Origin of the sequence: Oryzobacter faecalis (assembly GCF_046764005.1) — a bacterium.
GTDB classification, from domain to species: Bacteria; Actinomycetota; Actinomycetes; order Actinomycetales; family Dermatophilaceae; genus Oryzobacter; species Oryzobacter faecalis.
The window spans coordinates 1-17,686 of the sequence record NZ_JBKOFW010000015.1; the positions used below are offsets into that span (position 1 = coordinate 1).

Annotated in this window: 23 protein-coding genes; 7 read left to right on the top strand and 16 right to left on the bottom strand. The window is 74.0% G+C overall.

Annotated elements, in window-relative coordinates; genetic code table 11:
* A partial coding sequence (locus tag ACK8HX_RS17130; RefSeq protein WP_411941930.1) for a hypothetical protein occupies nucleotides 1-212 on the top strand: 212 nt, incomplete at its 5' end.
* A gap of 23 nt (nucleotides 213-235) precedes the next feature.
* On the opposite strand, the gene ACK8HX_RS17135 is transcribed toward ACK8HX_RS17130, so the two are convergent.
* From ACK8HX_RS17135 to ACK8HX_RS17145, 3 genes are all read right to left on the bottom strand, one after another.
* Nucleotides 236-766, bottom strand: coding sequence for a nitroreductase family deazaflavin-dependent oxidoreductase (locus ACK8HX_RS17135; RefSeq protein ID WP_411941931.1), 531 nt, complete (start codon nucleotides 764-766; stop codon nucleotides 236-238).
* Between the two features lie 31 nt (nucleotides 767-797).
* Nucleotides 798-2,000, bottom strand: a complete 1,203-nt coding sequence (locus tag ACK8HX_RS17140) for an acyltransferase family protein (protein WP_411941932.1) — start codon at nucleotides 1,998-2,000, stop codon at nucleotides 798-800.
* Nucleotides 2,001-2,290: 290 nt separating this feature from the next.
* Entirely contained in the window at nucleotides 2,291-2,662 is a 372-nt protein-coding gene (locus tag ACK8HX_RS17145; RefSeq protein ID WP_411941933.1) for a dihydrolipoamide dehydrogenase, read from the bottom strand.
* Nucleotides 2,663-2,843: 181 nt separating this feature from the next.
* On the opposite strand from ACK8HX_RS17145, the gene ACK8HX_RS17150 reads away from it, so the two are divergent.
* From ACK8HX_RS17150 to ACK8HX_RS17160, 3 genes are all read left to right on the top strand, one after another.
* Complete coding sequence (locus ACK8HX_RS17150) at nucleotides 2,844-3,236, top strand: VOC family protein (protein ID WP_411941934.1); 393 nt, start codon at nucleotides 2,844-2,846, stop codon at nucleotides 3,234-3,236.
* 104 nt (nucleotides 3,237-3,340) lie between these two features.
* On the top strand, nucleotides 3,341-3,670 hold the full coding sequence (locus ACK8HX_RS17155; protein ID WP_411941935.1) for an ArsR/SmtB family transcription factor: 330 nt from the start codon (nucleotides 3,341-3,343) through the stop codon (nucleotides 3,668-3,670).
* Between the two features lies 1 nt (nucleotide 3,671).
* Nucleotides 3,672-4,166, top strand: a complete 495-nt coding sequence (locus ACK8HX_RS17160) for an SRPBCC family protein (RefSeq protein ID WP_411941936.1) — start codon at nucleotides 3,672-3,674, stop codon at nucleotides 4,164-4,166.
* A 22-nt stretch (nucleotides 4,167-4,188) separates the two neighbouring features.
* Here ACK8HX_RS17160 and ACK8HX_RS17165 read toward each other — a convergent pair whose 3' ends face one another.
* From ACK8HX_RS17165 to ACK8HX_RS17220, 12 genes are all read right to left on the bottom strand, one after another.
* Nucleotides 4,189-4,632, bottom strand: a complete 444-nt coding sequence (locus ACK8HX_RS17165; protein WP_411941937.1) for a VOC family protein — start codon at nucleotides 4,630-4,632, stop codon at nucleotides 4,189-4,191.
* 49 nt (nucleotides 4,633-4,681) lie between these two features.
* Nucleotides 4,682-5,167, bottom strand: a complete 486-nt coding sequence (locus ACK8HX_RS17170; RefSeq protein ID WP_411941938.1) for a GNAT family N-acetyltransferase — start codon at nucleotides 5,165-5,167, stop codon at nucleotides 4,682-4,684.
* Nucleotides 5,168-5,222: 55 nt separating this feature from the next.
* On the bottom strand, nucleotides 5,223-6,473 hold the full coding sequence (locus tag ACK8HX_RS17175; RefSeq protein WP_411941939.1) for a S1 family peptidase: 1,251 nt from the start codon (nucleotides 6,471-6,473) through the stop codon (nucleotides 5,223-5,225).
* Between the two features lie 109 nt (nucleotides 6,474-6,582).
* Nucleotides 6,583-7,980, bottom strand: coding sequence for a dihydrolipoyl dehydrogenase (gene lpdA / locus ACK8HX_RS17180; protein WP_411941940.1), 1,398 nt, complete (start codon nucleotides 7,978-7,980; stop codon nucleotides 6,583-6,585).
* Nucleotides 7,981-8,038: 58 nt separating this feature from the next.
* On the bottom strand, nucleotides 8,039-8,482 hold the full coding sequence (locus ACK8HX_RS17185) for a hypothetical protein (protein WP_411941941.1): 444 nt from the start codon (nucleotides 8,480-8,482) through the stop codon (nucleotides 8,039-8,041).
* Between the two features lie 111 nt (nucleotides 8,483-8,593).
* Nucleotides 8,594-10,618, bottom strand: a complete 2,025-nt coding sequence (gene mrdA / locus ACK8HX_RS17190; RefSeq protein WP_411941942.1) for a penicillin-binding protein 2 — start codon at nucleotides 10,616-10,618, stop codon at nucleotides 8,594-8,596.
* Nucleotides 10,615-11,103: a rod shape-determining protein MreD gene (mreD, locus tag ACK8HX_RS17195; RefSeq protein WP_411941943.1), complete on the bottom strand. Its 489-nt coding sequence runs from the start codon at nucleotides 11,101-11,103 to the stop codon at nucleotides 10,615-10,617. Before mreD ends, mrdA begins: the two co-directional genes overlap by 4 nt.
* Nucleotides 11,100-11,990 (bottom strand): rod shape-determining protein MreC, encoded by an 891-nt coding sequence (gene mreC, locus ACK8HX_RS17200; protein WP_411941944.1) that lies wholly within the window; start codon nucleotides 11,988-11,990, stop codon nucleotides 11,100-11,102. Before mreC ends, mreD begins: the two co-directional genes overlap by 4 nt.
* Nucleotide 11,991: 1 nt before the next feature.
* On the bottom strand, nucleotides 11,992-13,026 hold the full coding sequence (gene mreB, locus ACK8HX_RS17205; protein WP_411941945.1) for a rod shape-determining protein: 1,035 nt from the start codon (nucleotides 13,024-13,026) through the stop codon (nucleotides 11,992-11,994).
* A gap of 154 nt (nucleotides 13,027-13,180) precedes the next feature.
* Nucleotides 13,181-13,603: a nucleoside-diphosphate kinase gene (gene ndk, locus ACK8HX_RS17210; protein ID WP_411941946.1), complete on the bottom strand. Its 423-nt coding sequence runs from the start codon at nucleotides 13,601-13,603 to the stop codon at nucleotides 13,181-13,183.
* A gap of 22 nt (nucleotides 13,604-13,625) precedes the next feature.
* Nucleotides 13,626-14,021, bottom strand: coding sequence for a DUF4233 domain-containing protein (locus ACK8HX_RS17215; RefSeq protein WP_411941947.1), 396 nt, complete (start codon nucleotides 14,019-14,021; stop codon nucleotides 13,626-13,628).
* Entirely contained in the window at nucleotides 14,018-14,281 is a 264-nt protein-coding gene (locus tag ACK8HX_RS17220; protein WP_411941948.1) for a hypothetical protein, read from the bottom strand. The genes ACK8HX_RS17215 and ACK8HX_RS17220 overlap by 4 nt, the downstream gene beginning before the upstream one ends.
* A 42-nt stretch (nucleotides 14,282-14,323) precedes the next feature.
* Here ACK8HX_RS17220 and ACK8HX_RS17225 point away from each other — a divergent pair, with 42 nt between their 5' ends.
* A complete protein-coding gene (locus ACK8HX_RS17225) occupies nucleotides 14,324-14,959 on the top strand; it encodes a cation transporter (RefSeq protein ID WP_411941949.1) in 636 nt (211 codons plus the stop codon).
* 24 nt (nucleotides 14,960-14,983) lie between these two features.
* Here the strand turns inward: ACK8HX_RS17225 and ACK8HX_RS17230 are convergent, their stop codons facing one another.
* Nucleotides 14,984-16,378 (bottom strand): bifunctional folylpolyglutamate synthase/dihydrofolate synthase, encoded by a 1,395-nt coding sequence (locus ACK8HX_RS17230; RefSeq protein ID WP_411941950.1) that lies wholly within the window; start codon nucleotides 16,376-16,378, stop codon nucleotides 14,984-14,986.
* Between the two features lie 336 nt (nucleotides 16,379-16,714).
* Between ACK8HX_RS17230 and ACK8HX_RS17235 the strand changes: the two genes are divergently transcribed.
* Both ACK8HX_RS17235 and ACK8HX_RS17240 read left to right on the top strand, forming a co-directional pair.
* Nucleotides 16,715-17,209 (top strand): cysteine dioxygenase, encoded by a 495-nt coding sequence (locus tag ACK8HX_RS17235; RefSeq protein ID WP_411941951.1) that lies wholly within the window; start codon nucleotides 16,715-16,717, stop codon nucleotides 17,207-17,209.
* A complete protein-coding gene (locus ACK8HX_RS17240) occupies nucleotides 17,206-17,613 on the top strand; it encodes a rhodanese-like domain-containing protein (protein ID WP_411941952.1) in 408 nt (135 codons plus the stop codon). Before ACK8HX_RS17235 ends, ACK8HX_RS17240 begins: the two co-directional genes overlap by 4 nt.
* The last annotated feature ends 73 nt before the right edge of the window (nucleotides 17,614-17,686 follow it).

A 17,686-nucleotide genomic window follows, 5' to 3' on the forward strand; every position in this document is an offset into this window, starting at 1 on the left:
ACCGGTTCAGCCACCTCGAGTACGCGCTGGAGCACCTCCTCGGCGCCGACCTGACCACCCTGCCCGCCCGGACCCGCGGCACCACGAACGGGAGCGGGGTCCGAGTCAGCGTCATCCGCCCCGCCGACACCATCACCGTCCTCGACCCCCACCGCCCCTGCAGACGACCTCGCGGCCGCAATGACAGGTTCCCCGACGAACCACCCTTCTGACCGGCTCTCCCACCGCCCGACGGTCAACCGTGCCGAGCCACCGGGTCGAGGACGAACACCCTGACGCGGCGTCCGCTGATCCGCGTCCGGTACTTCGCGTAGCCGACGTAGACCTCGGGCGCACGAGCGAGGACGTCCGCGCGCTCGGCGGGGGTGGCCGGCCGCGCGAGGACGTCGAGCGTCCTTCCTCGGTGGGTGACGGTGGCGTGGGCGTCGGCCTCGAGGTTGAGGACCCACGTCGGGGTCGACGCCTGGCCGAAGTTCGTCCCGACGAGGGCGAGCGTGTCGCCGACGGGGATGCCGATGAGCTGGGCCGGCCTCGGCAGCCCGCTGCGGCGACCGGTCGTGGTGACGACGAGCACGGGGAGCGCCGACAGCTCCTCGCTGAGGGTGGTGCGGCCTCGGGTCAGCCGCGACACGAACCGGTCGAGCGCCGGCAGGGTGCGGGCCAGGGCCCACGCCCCCGGGCGGCTCGAGGCGACGACCCGCACCGACCGCTGGAGGACGTTGGCACGCACCGGGATCGCGTAGTCGAGGTCCGCGGCGATGCCCACCTCGTGACCGTACAGCGCATCGACGGCCCCGTCAGGCCCGGACGAGCCGGTGGTCGCCCACGACCGGCTGGACCGCGGCGCCGGGCACAGGGGCGGACCCGTCCTCATCGGGTCGCCGGGACCGGGACCGGCGCGTCAGCCACCGACGAGCCGGACGCTCGACCGTCGTGAGGACGAGCCAGGACAGCACGGCGAGCACCGCGACGAACGCGACGACGACGAGGGCCGAGAGCCGGGCGTTCCCCTCCGCCCACACCCGTCCGGCGTGCACGGCCGGTTCGATGAGCAGGTGGACCATGTACAGCGCGAACGACGCCTCCCCGGCCGCGACGAGAGCCGGCCGCGAGAGGAGCTGCACGAGCCACCCGGACGACGCGGCGAGCCCGGCGATGCCGAGGCCGAGGACGGGCGCCATCCAGTAGCGGCCGTGCGCCACGGCCGGGACGAGCGCGACGACGACCAGGGCCAGCGGCAGGACGAGCGCCAACCGCCCGAGGCGGGCGCGGCCACGCACCCACGCGAGGCAGAGCATCACCCCGCCGACGAACTCGCCGAGGATGCGGACGTAGAACATGCCCTCGAGGTTGCCGTTCGGGAGCGCCATCGTCGCGAAGACGAGGAGCATCGCGCCGTAGGACAGCCCGGCGAGGAACAGCGCCGTCCCGGCGCGGCGCACGCGCCCGACGAGCAGGAAGAGGAGCGGGGCGAGGAGGTAGGCGAACCACTCGGCGCTGATCGACCACGCGGGCGCGTTGAAGCTGGGTCGGTCGCTGACCCAGTGGTGGACCATGCCGAGGTTGGCGACGTAGGCGTCTGCCGTGCGTCGGTGGCCACCCTCGGTGACGCCGAGGGTGCCGACGAGCGCGGCGAGGGCGAGGTCGACGTGCAGGGTCACGACGTGCACCGGCCACACCCGCGCGAACCGGTTGCGCACGAAGTCGCGGCTGCCGCGCCACGAGAACGCCGCCATCGCGTCGGCGTAGGTGTAGGCGAGGATGAAGCCGCTGAGGGCGAAGAACAGGTCGACCCCGAGGTAGCCGCCGCGCATGAACGTGTCGAGGGGGGCCAGCGCCGGCTGGAGCGCGAGCAGGTCGTCGCGGTAGTGGAAGAGGACGACCCAGACGGCGGCGACCGCGCGCAGACCGGTCAGCGCCGGGAGGGCTGGGCGGCGTGCGGATGACGGGTCGCCGGGCGCGCGCGGTGGCAGCGGCCGCGGCAGGGTCGTCGTGGTCATCGACTCGACGCTGCCAGCGCGTGGCGCACCGGCCCAAATCGGTCGACGAGGTCGTCGCCGGGCCGGTTTGACAGGCGTCGACACGGTGTCGTCGCAGGTCAGCGAGCGGATGTCGAGGGGCTGCCACCGCGGTCCCCACCGGCGACGGTGCGAGATGGATCACGACGGTCGAGCCGCCGAGGCATCGCACGGAAACGTCGAGCACGGCACCCGGAAGGTCGTGGCGCGATCCTCGACCCCCCGGCACCAGGCGGGATCGTGGGGACGGGCAGCGGTGTGGCGCTGCGTCCTCAGCGCGGTGCGACGACCCAGAACGGGCCGTCCGGGCACCCCTCCGGGACGGTGAAGCGCTCGGCCGACGCCCCTTCGCCGCCGCCGAGCTCGATGCGCTCGCCGTCGGCCCACGTGTGCCCGGCGAGCTCGAGGTCGGTGCCGTCGAGGGCGACCTGACCGCGGGGGAAGACCGGCACGGTGACGGTGCCGTCCTCACCGACGAGGGTCACACACGCGTCGTCGACCCGGAGCGTCCCGGACATCAGCGCGTCCTCCCCGCTGCCGTCCGACTCGTAGGTCGCGACGTTCGGCGGCGTCGCGGTGCACGCGGCGAGGACGAGCAGCCCCGCCACGGCGGCGAGGACGTGCGGCACGGGACGACGCCCCATCGGTCCAACCCCTCTCGGTCGTCCCGACCGTACTGGGCGACAGCACCTCGGCCGACGCGACACCCCGGTCACGACCTGTCGCGCCCTAGTCACTTCGGTCCATTGACCTCGGGATTCGGGCGTCCATACCCTCCGAGGAGGCCGACCGGGCGACGGTCGCGCGGTCCGCCGTGGAGGAACGATGCTCGGCGACCACGACGCCATGCCGACCCTGGCGGTCAAGGACCTCGCGACGGCTCGCGAGTACTACGAGGGCACCTTGGGCTTCAGCCCGAAGATGGAGAACGAGGAGGGCATCCTCTACGGCGCGGGGTCGGGCGCGTTCTTCGTCTACCGCTCCGCGTTCGCCGGGACGAACCAGGCGACCGCGATGTCGATCCAGGTCCCCGGCGACGCCTTCGACGCCGAGGTTGCCGCACTGCGCGAGAAGGGCATCACCTTCTCGACCTTCGACGCCCCCGGCCTGGAGTGGGACGACGGCGTCGCGACGATGGGCGACGACGGCCAGTACAGGAGTGCGTGGTTCAACGACCCCGACGGCAACATCCTCAACGTCGAGACCGGGATGGGCTGAGCCCCACCCACCCCTGGCCTGCCGGGCCGCTCCTCCCCCGAGTCGCAGGTTCCTTCGTCGTGCCCACTTGACAACGTACAACCATATGGTTGTACGTTAGGTCCGTGAACGAGACGAGCGAGGACCGGGCGGACGCCCTGTTCCACGCGCTCTCCGACCGGACGCGCCGCGACATCCTGCGCCGCGTCCTCGCCGGGGAGCACTCGGTCACGGCCCTGGCGGCGAGCTACGACATGAGCTTCGCCGCCGTCCAGAAACACGTCGCCGTCCTCGAGAGGGCCGGCCTGCTGACCAAGCGCCGCAACGGGCGTGAGCAGCTGGCCAGCGGCGACGTGGAGGCCATCCGGTCCGTCGCCTCGATGCTCGACGAGCTCGAGGACGTCTGGCGGGGGCGGATCGGCCGAATCGACGCACTACTCACCCAGGAGGACTGACATGCCCGTCACCGACATCACCAAGGACGTCGACGCCCGCACGCTGACCATCACGGCCGAGTTCGCCGCTCCGGTCGAGCGGGTCTGGGCGCTCTACGAGGACCCGCGCCAGCTCGAGCAGGTGTGGGGCCCGCCGGAGTACCCGGCGACGTTCGTCGACCACGAGCTGCGTGCCGGCAGCCGCACCACCTACTACATGACCTCCCCCGAGGGCGAGAAGTTCGCGGGGTACTGGGACATCACCGGCGTGGAGCCGACGTCGCGGTTCACGTTCAAGGACGGGTTCGCCAACGAGGACCTCTCCCCCAACGACACCCTCCCGGTCTCGGAGAACGTCTACACGTTCGCGACCGAGGGCGGTGGCACCAAGGCCGTCTTCACGAGCACCTACGCCTCGGCCGAGGCGCTGCAGACCGTGCTGGACATGGGGATGGAGGAGGGCGCACGCAGCTCGATCAACCAGATCGACGGCTTCCTCGCGGCCAACCCGGGCTGACCACCTCCCGGCGTCGACGGGCTCACACGCAGAACTCGTTGCCCTCGGGGTCGCGCATCGTGACCCAGTGGGTGCCGAGCTCGGTGTGCTCGTCGACGCGGGTGGCCCCGAGCGCCTCCAGGCGCGCGACCTCGGCGGCCACGCGGCGGCGCTGCTCCTCGAGCGCGACGGACGGCCCGCCTCCTCCGAGGAGGTCGATGTGGACGCGGTTCTTGCCCGTCCTGGGTTCGGGGACCCGCTGGAAGAAGATCCGCGGCTGGCCCGGCGCCTCGAGCGCCGACGCGTCGTTGAACCGCTCCTCGGGCACGCCCTGGGCGCGCAGGAAGGCCGGCCAGTCGGGGAAGTCGCCCGGCGGCGCCCGGACGGCATAGCCGCGCGGGGCCAGGACGGCGGCCCAGAACTGCGCGAGGGCGCCGGGGTCGGCGGCGTCGATGACGACCTGGATGGGTGCGTTCGCTCGGTCCATGGCCCCAGTCTCGCCGCGCCCACCGACGACGGCGGGGCGGCGAGACCGGTCATCCCGCGTCCGGCAGCGCGTCCTGCAGGGGCAGGCGGAGGATCACCTCACCGTCGGGGTCGAGGTCGCCACGCGGCACGAACCCCAGCCGCGCGTAGAACCCGGCGGGTCCGCCCTCCCCCACGACGTGGCTGGTGAGGAGCTCGGTGCCGCCCTCGGCGCGCACGATCTCGACGACCCGCGCGACGACCTCCCGGCCGATGCCGCGCCGCTGGTGCCGCTCGTCGACGATGAGCTTCCAGAGGAACCAGGGACCGTTCATGTCGGGTGGGCAGGGGTCCAGGTCCCAGCTGAGCATGACGAAGCCGACCGGCTCGTCGCCGACGTAGACGGCGCGGTACCAGGGCTTGCCCTCCTGGTTGTCCTCCGCCTCGTCGATCGAGTCGAGGACCGAGGTGACGAACCGGTCCTGGCCCGGCGCCAGCCGGACCGCCAGCACGGCATCACGGTTGTCGTCGGTGATCTCCCGCAGCTCGACGGCCATCCTCCGATGATGGCAGGCGTCACTGCTCGGGCGTGCCGCAGCGGAACCGGCCCGCCTACGAGGTGCGCACCGTCACGCCGAGGGCGTCGTCGATGTAGGTGACGCGAGACCACACGTCGCACGTCGACGCCCAGAGGAAGCCGCAGCTCGTCTGGCCCTTGTGGAAGCCGTACGCGGTGTTGCCCGAGTACCAGGGCCCACCGCTGTCACCGCCCTCGGCCTCGTCCGAGTTCATCCGCACGAGCCGGCAGGCCTCGACGCCGTCGACGGTGACGCACGTGCTGAGGTCGTCGACCGTGTCGCACTCGCGCGCCGTGGTGCGCCCGTAGCGGCAGATCGTCTGGTCGTCGGACGGGTTCGCGCGCGCCGACACGTCCCGCAGATCGCCGGAGTCCCAGTAGAAGTTGTCGGGCTCGGTGTCGGTCGAGGTGTGCCACTGGAAGTCGCCCCACTGGCCGACGTGGCCGGACCGGAAGGTGAGGTCGACCTCGGTCTCCCCGCTCATGTTCTCGTGGGTCATCCCGTTCGGGCAGTGACCTGCCGTGGCGATCCCCGTCGTCCCCGCGGAGTTGACGACGTTGAAGCCCGACGTGCACGCCAGGCCGCTCGAGCCGTCGCCCTCGAGCCTCCCGCCGCCGTTGCGGGCCTCCTCCCGGCCGGCCACCTCGTCGACGAGGACGACCTCGACGCGTCCGGCGGAGGCGGGCAGGGCGTCCCGGATGGCCCGCGCCTCGGCGGCCCGCGAGGTCGGCGGCAGCAGGCGCGCGGGGGCCGCGGCCACGCGCACGAGTCCCGCGGCCCGGTCGTACGAGGAGACGGCGTCCCCCACGCGACCTGTCGCGCGGACCGCGCGGTGGGCGGCGATGACGGCACGGTCGACGTCCGCCGCGCTGAGGGACTCACCCCCGACGAGTCGCACCTCGACCGACCGGGGCAGGGCGGCGACGAGCGCTCGCGCCCCCGCCGGCACCGTGCCCGTGAACCGGATCGTCCCGACCGCCGGGTCCTCGCTCGTGATCTCCGAGGTCGCGAACGAGTCCGGGTAGGCCTCCTGCACCGCCGTCGCCGCGACGGAGAACGCGTCCTGCCAGGCGAACCGTGCGACGGCCTCGTCGAGCCCCACCCCGGCGTCGGCCGCCATCGCCTCCAGGTCGGCGCGCTGCACCCCCGACAACACCGACACGGCGGCCGCTGCGCCGGCCCGGTCGTCGGGAGCGCCCTGCCCCGCCGCCCCGGCCCCCGTCATCCCCAACGGCAGCGCCACGAGCGTCGCGGCCACCATCCCCACCACGTGCCGAACCCGCATCTGATCCCCCGATCGTCGAGGGGGCGAGGACCCGCCCCCCGGTGGGAGGAGTCAAGCAGCCCGCCGGGCCGGCGGTCAACGGCCGGCCGGCGGGTCGTCCGCGCCGGGCTCAGAGGTTGATCATGTGACCGGCGATGCCCTCGACGGCTTCCTTGACCGCCTCGGACAGCGTCGGGTGCGCGAAGACGTTGCGCGACACCTCGTCGGCGGTGAGGTCCCACTTCTGGGCGAGCGTGAGCACGGGCAGCAGCTCGGTGACGTCGGGGCCGATCATGTGGGCGCCGAGGATCTCGTTGTGCGTCGCGTCCGCGACCACCTTGACGAAGCCGACCGCGTCGCCGAGGCCCATGGCCTTGCCGTTGGCACTGAACGGGAAGCTCGCCGTCTTGACGTCGTAGCCCTTCTCCTTCGCCTGAGCCTCGGAGTAGCCGAAGGACCCGATCTGCGGGTGGCAGTAGGTGGCTCGCGGGACGAAGTCGTAGTCGACCGGCATCGTCTCGGCACCGGCCAGGGTCTCGGCCGCGACGACGCCCTGCGCCTCGGCGACGTGGGCGAGCATGAGCTTGGCCGTGCAGTCACCGATCGCGTAGACGTTGGGGACGTTCGTGCGGCAGTACTCGTCGATGGCGATGGCGCCGCGGTCGGTGAGCGCGACCCCGGTGGCCTCGAGGCCGAAGCCCTCGGTGCGCGGCGCGAACCCGATCGCGGAGAGCAGCTTGTCGGCCTCGAGCACCTGCTGGTCGCCGCCCGAAGCGGGCGAGACGGTGACGCGCACACCGGAACCGGTGTCCTCGACGCCTTCGACCTTGGTGCCGAGCAGGACCTTCACGCCGAGCTTCTTGTAGTGCTTGAGGAGCTCCTTGGAGACGTCGGCGTCCTCGGTGGGGACCATCCGGTCGAGGAACTCCACGATCGTGACGTCGACCCCGAAGTTCTTCATGACGTAGGCGAACTCGACACCGATGGCGCCCGACCCGGCGATGATGATCGAGCCGGGCAGGTTCTCGTCGAGGATCTGCTCCTCGTAGGTGACGACGTTCTTCGACACCTCGACGCCGGGCAGCATCCGGGTCACCGCGCCCGTGGCGAGGATGAGGTGGTCGAAGGTGATCCGGCGGGTCGAGCCGTCGTTGAGCGCGACGTCCATCGAGGTGGGGCTCGTCAGCGTCCCCCAGCCGTCGACCTCCTCGATCTTGTTCTTCTTCATGAGGAAGTGGACGCCCTTGACGATGCCGGCCGACACCTGGCGCGAGCGGGCGTGGGTGACGCCGTACGTCATCGTGGCGTCGCCCTCGATGCCGTACTTGGCCTTGTCGTGCTGGAGGGTGTGGGCGAGCTCGGCGTTCTTGATGAGCGCCTTGCTCGGGATGCAGCCGACGTTGAGGCAGACGCCACCCCAGTACTGCTTCTCGACGACGGCGACCTTCTTCCCCAGCTGCGACGCGCGGATCGCCGCGACGTACCCACCAGGACCAGCACCGAGCACCACGACGTCGAAGTCAGCCATGGGGCCACCCTATCGAGGACCGTGAGGGCGTCTCTGGGGGAGACCCCCCAGAGACGCCCTAGACGACGGCCCCGAGGCGGGCAGCGTGGAGCCGGCGCGAGTCGCGCAGCGTGCCAAGGGCGCACACGGCCCCGCACAGCGTCGCCAGGACGGCGGCGCCCAGGGCAACGAGCGTCGCGTCGTACTCCCAGCCCGCGGTCGCGGCCGCACCGAGGCCGGCCCCCAGCGCGCCGGTGAGCAGCGCCGCGACGACGACGTGCCCTGCGCGCCGCAGCGCCACGCCCTCGACGACCCCCACCACCACGGCCATGCCGAGCAGGACCGGGGCTGCCGAGGATGCGATGGCGACGAGGTCCCACAGGCCCGCGGTGCCCCGCCACGACCCGGTGAGCGAGCGGACGAGCCAGGCGAGGGCGCCGACGACGACGAGGCCGGCGAGCGCGAGGAGGGCGCGCCGCACCGACCACCACAGCACCAGTGCCCTCGGTGCCCACCCGTTCATCGCGACCCTCCCTGCCGTGAGTGTGACAGCGCGGCCGCCGGTCGTCCATGACCCGAACGGCCCGGGCGTGCCGCGCCGCCCCGGGGCCGCACCGTCACCCCGCCGACCGGGTCAGCGCAGGGTGCGGAGGACCTCGTGCACGGAGCGTGCGACGGGCATCGCCGTCGACCCGCCGGTGCCGCCCTGGGTGACGACCGCGGCGACGACGTACCGCGGCGAGGACGCCGGCGCGTACGAGACGAACCACGAGGTGTCGCGCCGGCCCTGCACCTCGGCGGTGCCGGTCTTGCCGGCCACCGACCAGTCGGGGTCGAGGGCGGCCAGCTTCCCGCCGACGGTGCCCGACACGGCGACCTCGCGCAGGGCGGAGCGCAGGTAGCGGCCGACCCCGGCCGGGATCGGCGCCGTGCGGCTGGGACCGGCGGCGACGTCCTCCGACCGGCCGTCGACGGGGTCGACGAGGCGCTGGGCGACGCGCGGGGTGAGGACGGTGCCGCCGTTGGCGAGGGCCGCGTACATCACGGCCATCTGGAGAGGGGTGGCGGAGACGTCGCCCTGGCCGATCGAGAAGTTCACGGCGTCGCCCGCGCGGAACCGGAACCCGTCGACGCAGTTCTCCTTCGCGATGGCGTGGAGGTAGGCGCGGTGCCCGGCGTCGGCGACCTCGGGGTAGCCGGTGCGGGCCCGCTCGCAGGTGCGCTCGCGCGTCGCCTCCCAGGTCTCGCGCTTCCACTCGCGACCGGGGATGCGACCGGTGGCCTCACCGGGCAGGTCGATGCCGGTGCGCCGGCCGAGCCCGAGGCCCGTCGTGACGGTGATGAAGGGGTCGCGGGCGTCGGTTGTCGCGGACCCGCCCCCCTGCGCGCGCCACGCGTCGTAGGCGGCCTCGTAGAAGACGGTGTCGCAGGAGATCGCCAGCGCCGTGCGCAGGCTGATCGAGCCGTGCGCCCTCGTCTCGTAGTTGTGGAACGCGCGGTTGCCGACGCGGTAGACCGCCGGACAGTCGTAGCGGCCGCCGAGCGGGTTGCCCGCGCGGACCGTGGCCGCGATCGACGCCGGCTTGATCGTGCTGGCCGGCGCGAGCTCGACGCCCACCGCCCGCGAGAGCAGCGGCGTCCCGGCGCGGGGGTCGGTGAGGCGTGCGTAGTCCGCGGCCGAGATCCCGCCGGTCCAGACGTTCGGGTCGTAGGTGGGTGCGCTCGCCAGGGCGGTGACCGCCCCGCTGCGCGGCTCCATGACGACGACGGCGCCGGTGTCGGCGGGCCACCCGCGCTTGCGGGCCGCGGCCATCTCGGTGGCGAGGGCCCGCTCGGCCGCGACCTGCACCCGCGCGTCGAGCGAGGTGACGACGTCGCGCCCGGGCACCGGGTCGGTCCGCGACAGGACCTGCGTGACGAGCCCGCGCGGGTCGACCTCGACGACCGTGCGCCCCGGGGTGCCGCGCAGCGCCTCGTCGTACTGCTGCTCGAGGCCGGCCCGCCCGAGGAGCGTGTCGGCGGTGATGCCGGCCTCGTCGCCGACCTCCTCCGACCGGGCCGGCCCGAGGTAGCCGATGACGTGGGCCGCGTTGGCGCCCAACGGTCTCGGGTAGACCCGGACGGCCTCCGAGGTCACGGCGACGCCGGGGAAGCGGTCGGGGCGCTCGATGAGGGTGAGCGCGCGGGTGGCGTCGACGTCCTCCGCGAGCGGGATCGGCACCTGTGCCGATCCGGCCCAGCATGCCGGGGCCGGCGGCGCACCCTGCTCACCGCACAGCCAGGTGCGCGCGAGGAGCGGCTCGGGGTCGAGGCCGAGGACGCCCGCGACCTCCCGGACGACGGCCTCGCCGCGGTCCTCGCGGGTCGCGACGACCCGGCGCTCGAGGGTGACGACGGTGCTCGTGCGGTTGTCGGCGAGCGCTCGTCCCTCCCGGTCGAGGATGCGGCCGCGGAGGGCCGGGGTGCTGATGGTGCGGGTGTCGGGCGCCGTCACGGCGACGAAGTCGGTGTGCCCGACGAGCTGCACCTGGCCGAGGCGCCCGACGAGGGTGCCGAAGCACAGCACGACGAGGAGGACGACGGCGAGGAATCGGCCGTGGAGGGGAACGGCCCCGCGGTCGCGGCGCCCGCGGCCGGCGCGCACGCCGCGCGACGTCATCCGTGGGCCCGCCGGACGAGCCCGCGCTCGGCCGCGACGACGAGCGGGACGACGACGGCGGCGACGGTCGCGGTGAGGAGGCAGCGCAGGGCGACGTCGGCGAGTGCCACGGGCGCCCCCACCATCAGCGCCCCGAGGACGTCGACCCCCTCGACGAGCGCCGCCGCCGCGAGCGCCACGACGGCGACGCGAGGGGCGGCCACCGGTCCCTCGACCCGGGCGCGCCCGGCGAGGTACCCGGAGGTCGCGTAGGCGAGGGCCGTGATGCCCAGGTGGGTGGCGCCGGGTGGCACGAGGTCGAGGAGCCACCCGGTGGCCAGCCCGGCCGCGGCCCCGACGAGGGGGCCGCGCAGGAGGGCCCACGCGACGACGAGGACGAGGGCGAGGTCCGGGACCGGCGAGAGGCCGCGGGCGCCGAGGGTGACGACGAGGAGGACGGCCGCGAGGACCGCGACGGCGCGGGCGGGTACCGCGAGCAGCGTCACGAGCCCGTCCCGGCAGGGGTCGCGACGGGACGCGGCAGGGTCCGGGCCGGCGCGAGGACGACCGCCACGACGTCGAGGGTCGTCGGGTCGACCGCCGGGGCGAGGGTGCCGGTGGGCGCGAGGCGACCGGGCCGGGCGTCGACGGTGCGGACCGTGCCGACCCGCACGCCCGCGACGAACGGGCGACCACCGACGCTGCCGAGGGTCGTGACGACGTCGCCGGGCGCCATCGCGCCTCGGTCGACGAGCGCGAGGGACAGCACGCCGGCCGCGGGACGGACACCACCGGCGGCCGCCGCGCCGGACGCCTCGCCGAGGACGCCGCGCTCCCCCACCCGGACCCCGACGGAGAGGTCGGGCCCACCGATGACGAGCACGTCGGCCGTCCAGGGGGCGACCGAGACGACCCGTCCCACGAGCCCGTCGGGCGCGACGACGGTGGTGTCGACCTCCACGCCGTCTCGCGACCCGACGTCGATCGTCACGCGCTCCGGACCGGACGGCCCGCCGGCCCCGACGCCGACCACCCGGGCCGCGACGAGCCGCTGGCCGGCCAGGGCCGGGTCGGCGAGCAGGGCCGCGAGCTCGGCGCGCCCGTCGGCCTCCCGGGTCGTGGCGGCCAGCCGCGCCTCGGCCTCCGCGCGGGCGGCTCGCTCGGCCGTGAGGGCGTCCCCGTCCGGGCCGAGCCAGCGCTCGAGCGGTCCGAGGACGCTCGCGGCGGCCGACCGGACGGCCTGGAGGTCGGCGGCCCCCACGCCACCGCCCGCGCCGAGGAGCGCGACGACGGCGGTGAGCAGGACCGCCGTGGCGAGCAGCCGGCGGCGGCGACCGGACGTCCTCCGACCGCCCGGGGCCGCACGCAGGGTGGGCGTGCGCCGGACATGCACGTCAGGGCCGCCTGTTGTCGACGAGCACCCGCTCGAGGGCGCCGAACTCCTCGACGCACCGGCCGGCACCGCGGGCGACGGCGTGCAGCGGCTCGTCGGCGGCGCGGACGGGGACCCCGAGCTCGTGGGAGAGCCGCTCGTCGAGCCCGCGGAGCAGCGCCCCGCCCCCGGTGAGGGCGATGCCGCGGTCGACGACGTCGCCGGCGAGCTCGGGAGGGCAGACGTCGAGGACGGTGCGGACCAGCTCGACGATCTGGGCGACGGGCGTCTCGATGGCGCGGCGCACCTCGGCCGACGAGATCGACACCGTCTTCGGCAGGCCCGTGACGAGGTCGCGACCCCGCACGCGCCCGGTCAGCTCCTCGGCGAGCGGGAAGGCCGAGCCGGCAGCGACCTTGAGGTCCTCGGCGCTGCGCTCGCCGAGCAGCAGGGAGTACTCGGACTTGAGGTGGCTGACGATGGCCTCGTCGATCTCGTCACCGCCGGTGCGGACGGTGCGTGAGGTGACGACGCCGCCGAGGCTGATGACGGCGACGTCGGTCGTGCCGCCCCCGACGTCGACGACCATGGACGCCCGGGTCTCCTCGACGGGCAGCCCGGCCCCGATCGCGGCCGCCATCGTCTCCTCGATGACGTAGACGCGGCGGGCCCCCGACCGCAGCGTGGCGTCCTCGAGGGCGCGGCGCTCGACACCGGTGATGTCACCGGGGACGCAGACGACGACGCGCGGACGGACGAGCCGTGACGGCGCGACCTGGTCGACGAACCAGCGGATCATCCGCTCGGTGACGTCGGCGTCGGAGATGACGCCGTCGCGCAGCGGGCGGACGGCCGAGACCGACTCGGGGGTGCGGCCCAGCATCTCCTTGGCCCTCGTGCCGGCGGCGAGGAGGTGGCTCGTGCCGGTCTGGACGGCCACGACGGAGGGCTCGTCGAGGACGACCCCGCGCCCGCGCGCGTAGATGACGGTGTTGGCGGTCCCGAGGTCGATGGCGAGGTCACGGCCTCGCAGCCACGCGACGTCCCACCCGCTCATGCGAGCAGGCTAGGTGGGCACGACCTCGCGGGGGCGGTGCCACACCGTGGCCGATCGGCCGACCTCACCCGCCCCGGGGCTGAGGCGTGACCTACCGCCTGGTCAGTGCTGTGATCACGACGCCTACCAGGCGGTAGGTCGCGCCGTGGGACGGTCAGAGCCCGGGGAACCAGATGCCGATCTCGCGGGCGGCGGAGTCCGGGGAGTCGGACCCGTGGACGATGTTCTTCTGCACCTTCTCGCCCCAGTCGCGGCCGAGGTCACCACGGATGGAGCCGGGCGCGGCGGCGGTGGGGTCGGTGGCGCCGGCGAGGGCGCGGAAACCCTCGATGCAGCGCTCGCCCTCGATGACGACGGCGGCGACCGGGCCGGAGGACATGAACGCGACGAGCGGCTCGAAGAAGGGCTTGCCCTCGTGCTCGGCGTAGTGGCGGTGGAGGCGCTCGACGTCGGGGGTGAGCACCTGGAGCGCGACGAGCGTGTAGCCCTTCGCCTCGATCCGGCGCAGCACCTCCCCGGTGAGGCCGCGGGCGAAGCCGTCGGGCTTGACGAGGACGAGTGAGCGTTCGGTGGTCACGGGGACCAGCCTAGCCACGCCCTCAGCCGCCCTCGGCGGCCGCCTCCCGCTGCGCGACGAGGGTGTCGACCTTGAGCCCCTGGACGAGGAGGAGCACCCACAGGGCCGTGAAGACGAGGGCGACGCCGAGCATGATCGTCACGACCGTGGCGCTGACCCAGGTGAGCACCTGGACCACCCATCCCAGCGTGATCCCGACCGGACGGCGCATGAGTCCGGAGGCGACGAGGGCGAGCGCGGCGAGGCCGAGACCCACCCAGAGCAGCCGCGTGCCACCCTCCGGGTCACCGGAGGCGATGGCGTTGCCCCGCGCGACGAGCGCGAAGAAGGACAGGATGACCGACTGCCCGAGCAGCGCGATCGCGAGGAGCCGGAAGGTGAACTTCCCCTGGCGCCCGTACAGCGGCAGGCGCCTCATGCGCCGCCCTTCCAGCGGTGGGTCTCCACGGCCGCCTTGGCGGCCGCGAGGCCGGCGCCGGTCGCCGCCCGGTAGTGCCTGATGGCGGCGACGCCCTCCCCGCGCGAGAGGGCGGCGTCGATGGTCGCCCGCACGTCGGCCGGGAGGTCCGCGACCGGGGTGAAGGTGACGTCCTGCTGGGAGGACCGGAGGCGCGTCACGACGTACCAGACGGCGATGACGAGCACCACGATGAGCAGCAGCTTGACGAGCGGCGACATGCGCCAAGGGTAGGGGTCGCCAGCGTCTGGTCTGATGGGCGGGTGACGACTCGGAACGCTCCCGCCCCCGTGGACCCGCGGCTGCTGCGCCGGACCGTGCTCGTCGTCGCCGGCCTCAACCTCGGCTACTTCTTCGTCGAGGCCGCCGTGGCGGTCGTCATCGGCTCGGTGTCGCTGCTCGCCGACTCCGTCGACTTCCTCGAGGACACCTCGATCAACCTCCTCATCGCGCTCGCGCTCGGGTGGTCGCTGAGCCGGCGCGCGCTCGCCGGGCACGTCATGGCACTCGTCATCCTCGTGCCCGCGGCCGCGGCCGCGTGGCAGGTCGTGTCGCGGTTCGGCGACCCGACGCCACCATCGGTCTGGCCCCTCGTGCTCACCGCAGGTGGTGCGGCCCTCGTCAACGGCACGTGCGCGGTCATCCTGTCGCGCGTGCGCTCGCACGGTGGCTCGCTGTCCGCCGCGGCCTTCCTCTCGGCCCGCTCCGACGTCCTCGTCAACCTCGCGATCATCGCGATGGGCGTGGTCACGGTGCTGACGCGGTCGGGGTGGCCCGACCTCGTCCTCGGCGCCGCCATCGTCGTCGTCAACGGGTCGGCGGCCCTGGAGGTGTGGCGCCTGGCGGGTGAGGAGCGGTTCGCGGCCCGCGCCCTCGCCGGCGAGGACCTCGACGACTGACGGCCGGCCGTCCCCGGCGGGTGGTCAGACGGTCGTCGTGCCGAGCAGCATCCGCACCTCGGCCGCCGTGACAACCGAGCCGGTGGCGAGGACGCCACCGCTGACGCCGCCGCCCTCGTCGGCGAGCCCGGCGGCCCGGTCGAGCGCGTCCGGGAGGTCGTCGACGACGGAGACGCGGTGCTCGCCGAAGATCTCGGACGCGATCTCGCCGAGCTGTCGGGGCGACATCGCGCGCGGGGAGGTCGTGCGGGTGACGACGACCTCGTCGAGCGCCGGCTCGAGGATCTCGAGCATCTCGGCGGCGTCCTTGTCCTTCATGACGGCGATGACGCCGACGAGCCGCGCGAAGGTGAACGAGTCGGCGAGGGCGTCGCGCAGGGCCACCGCGCCGGCCGGGTTGTGCGCGGCGTCGACGAGGACGGTGGGGCTGCGTCGGACGATCTCGAGCCGGCCCGGGGACTCGACCCGGGCGAGCCCGGCGCGGACGACCTCGACGTCGAGGGCCTGCTCGCCACCGCCGACGAACGCCTCGACGGCAGCCACCGCGACCGCCGCGTTCTGCGCCTGGTGCGTTCCGTGCAGGGGGAGGTAGAGGTCGGGGTACTCGGACGCGATGCCCTTGAGGGAGATCTGCTGTCCACCGACGGCGACGTCGCGCTCGGTGACGCCGAAGTCGTTGCCCTCGAAGACGATCCGGGCGCCCACCTCCTCGGCGCGCTCGCGGAGCACCTCGAACGCCTCGACCTCGGGCTGGAGGCCGACGACCGTGATCGCGTCCTCCTTGATGATGCCGGCCTTCTCGCCCGCGATGGCCTCGACGGTGTCGCCGAGGAAGTGGCGGTGGTCGAGGCCGATGGGCGTCACGACCGAGACAGGGGCGTCGACGACGTTGGTCGCGTCCCAGGAGCCGCCCATCCCCACCTCGACGACCGCGACGTCGACGGGGAGGTCGGCGAACGCGGCGTAGGCGACGGCGACGAGGACCTCGAAGTACGTCATCGCCGGACCGCCCTCGAGGATCGAGCGGGCGTCGACGATCTCGACGAAGGGGATGACGTCGTCGTACGCGGCGAGGAAGCGCTCGGCCTCGATCGGGCTGCCGGCGACGGCGATCCTCTCGAGCATCGAGTGCAGGTGCGGGCTCGTGAACCGGCCGGTCTTCAGGCCGAGCTCACGCAGCAGGGACTCGACGATCCGCGCCGTGCTCGTCTTGCCGTTGGTCCCCGTGACGTGGACGACGGGGAAGGTGCGCTGCGGGTCGCCGAGGAGCTCCATGACGGCCCGGATCCGGTCGAGGGAGGGCTCGAGGTCGTGCTCGGGCGCGCGGGAGAGGATGGCCTCCTCGACCTCGCGCAGCCGGCGGGTGACCTCGAGCTGGTGGGCGGCCTCGCGTTGGGAGGCGTCGGGTGCGGGACTCACCGCCCCATTGTCGTCCGCCCGCCCCGTCACGGCGAACGTGGGTGGGGGCCGTCCGTGGGGCGACGCTCCCCACCCACGTCCGCCGGACCCTGCCGAGCGGGGGTGACCAACATCAGGTTATGGGTTGCGCAAGTAAAGGTTATGTGTCTACGGTGGTCGCATGAGCTCGCAGCGAATGTGCCCGCAGCGCCCGGCCCTGCCGACGCCGCGCTGTCGCTGTCGCTCGCTCGTCGCGGCCTGACCACCCGGCCCGCGCACCCACCACCACCCTCCCGCCCGCTCCCGCCGGAGCAGCGCCCTCGCGCGCCCGGCGCCCGCTCACCTCGAAGGACCACCATGACCGTCATCGCCCGTCCCACCGTCCCCACGACCACCGCCGACCCGTCGACCAGCCCGCTGACGACCGCCCGCCGCCTCGCGACGCAGGACCACCTGTGGCGCCCCCACGTCGACTTCGACCCCTCGGCCCGGTACTACCGGCGCCTCGTCGCCGACGGCGACCACGAGGTGTGGCTGCTCACCTGGCTGCCCGGCCAGGGCACCCCGTGGCACGACCACGGGGGCAGCGCCGGCGCGTTCGTCGTCCTCCAGGGGGCCCTCGTCGAGCAGGGCACCGCCCACGGGCTGGTCCGCGGCCTGCGGCGCATCCACCGGCGGGGGGCCTCGCACGGGTTCGGCGCCGAGTACGTCCACCGCGTCACCAACGAGGGCCCGGACCCGGCGGTCTCGCTCCACGTCTACGCGCCGCGGCTGGAGCGGATGAACGACTACGCCGACCGCGACGGCGTCCTCGAGCTCGTCGACGCGCGCCGGGTGGGGGCGGACTGGTGAGCACCAGCCGCATCGACCTCATCCTCTCCGCGGCACGGGCCCGGATCGACCGCCTCTCCGCCGAGGCCGCGGCCGCCGAGCTCGCCTCGGACACCCGCGACGCCGTGCTCGTCGACATCCGCCCCGCCGCCCAGCGGGCGGCTCACGGCGAGGTGCCGGGCGCCCTCGTCATCGAGCGCAACGTCCTCGAGTGGCGGTTCGACGCGACGAGCGACTCGGCCCTGCCGGTCGCCCACGACGACCTGCGCGTCATCGTGCTGTGCCAGGAGGGCTACACGTCGAGCCTGGCCGCGGCGGCGCTGCGCGACGTCGGCGTGCACCGGGCGACCGACGTCGTCGGGGGCTTCGCCGCGTGGCAGGGCGCCGGCCTCGCGACCCGGCCCGCCGGGGAGCGGGCCGCCTAGGACCCGTCGGGTGGGCGCACGGGGTCAGCCGTCCGCCCGGCCGGGAGACGAGGTGGTGCCCGGGTCGCGGGGA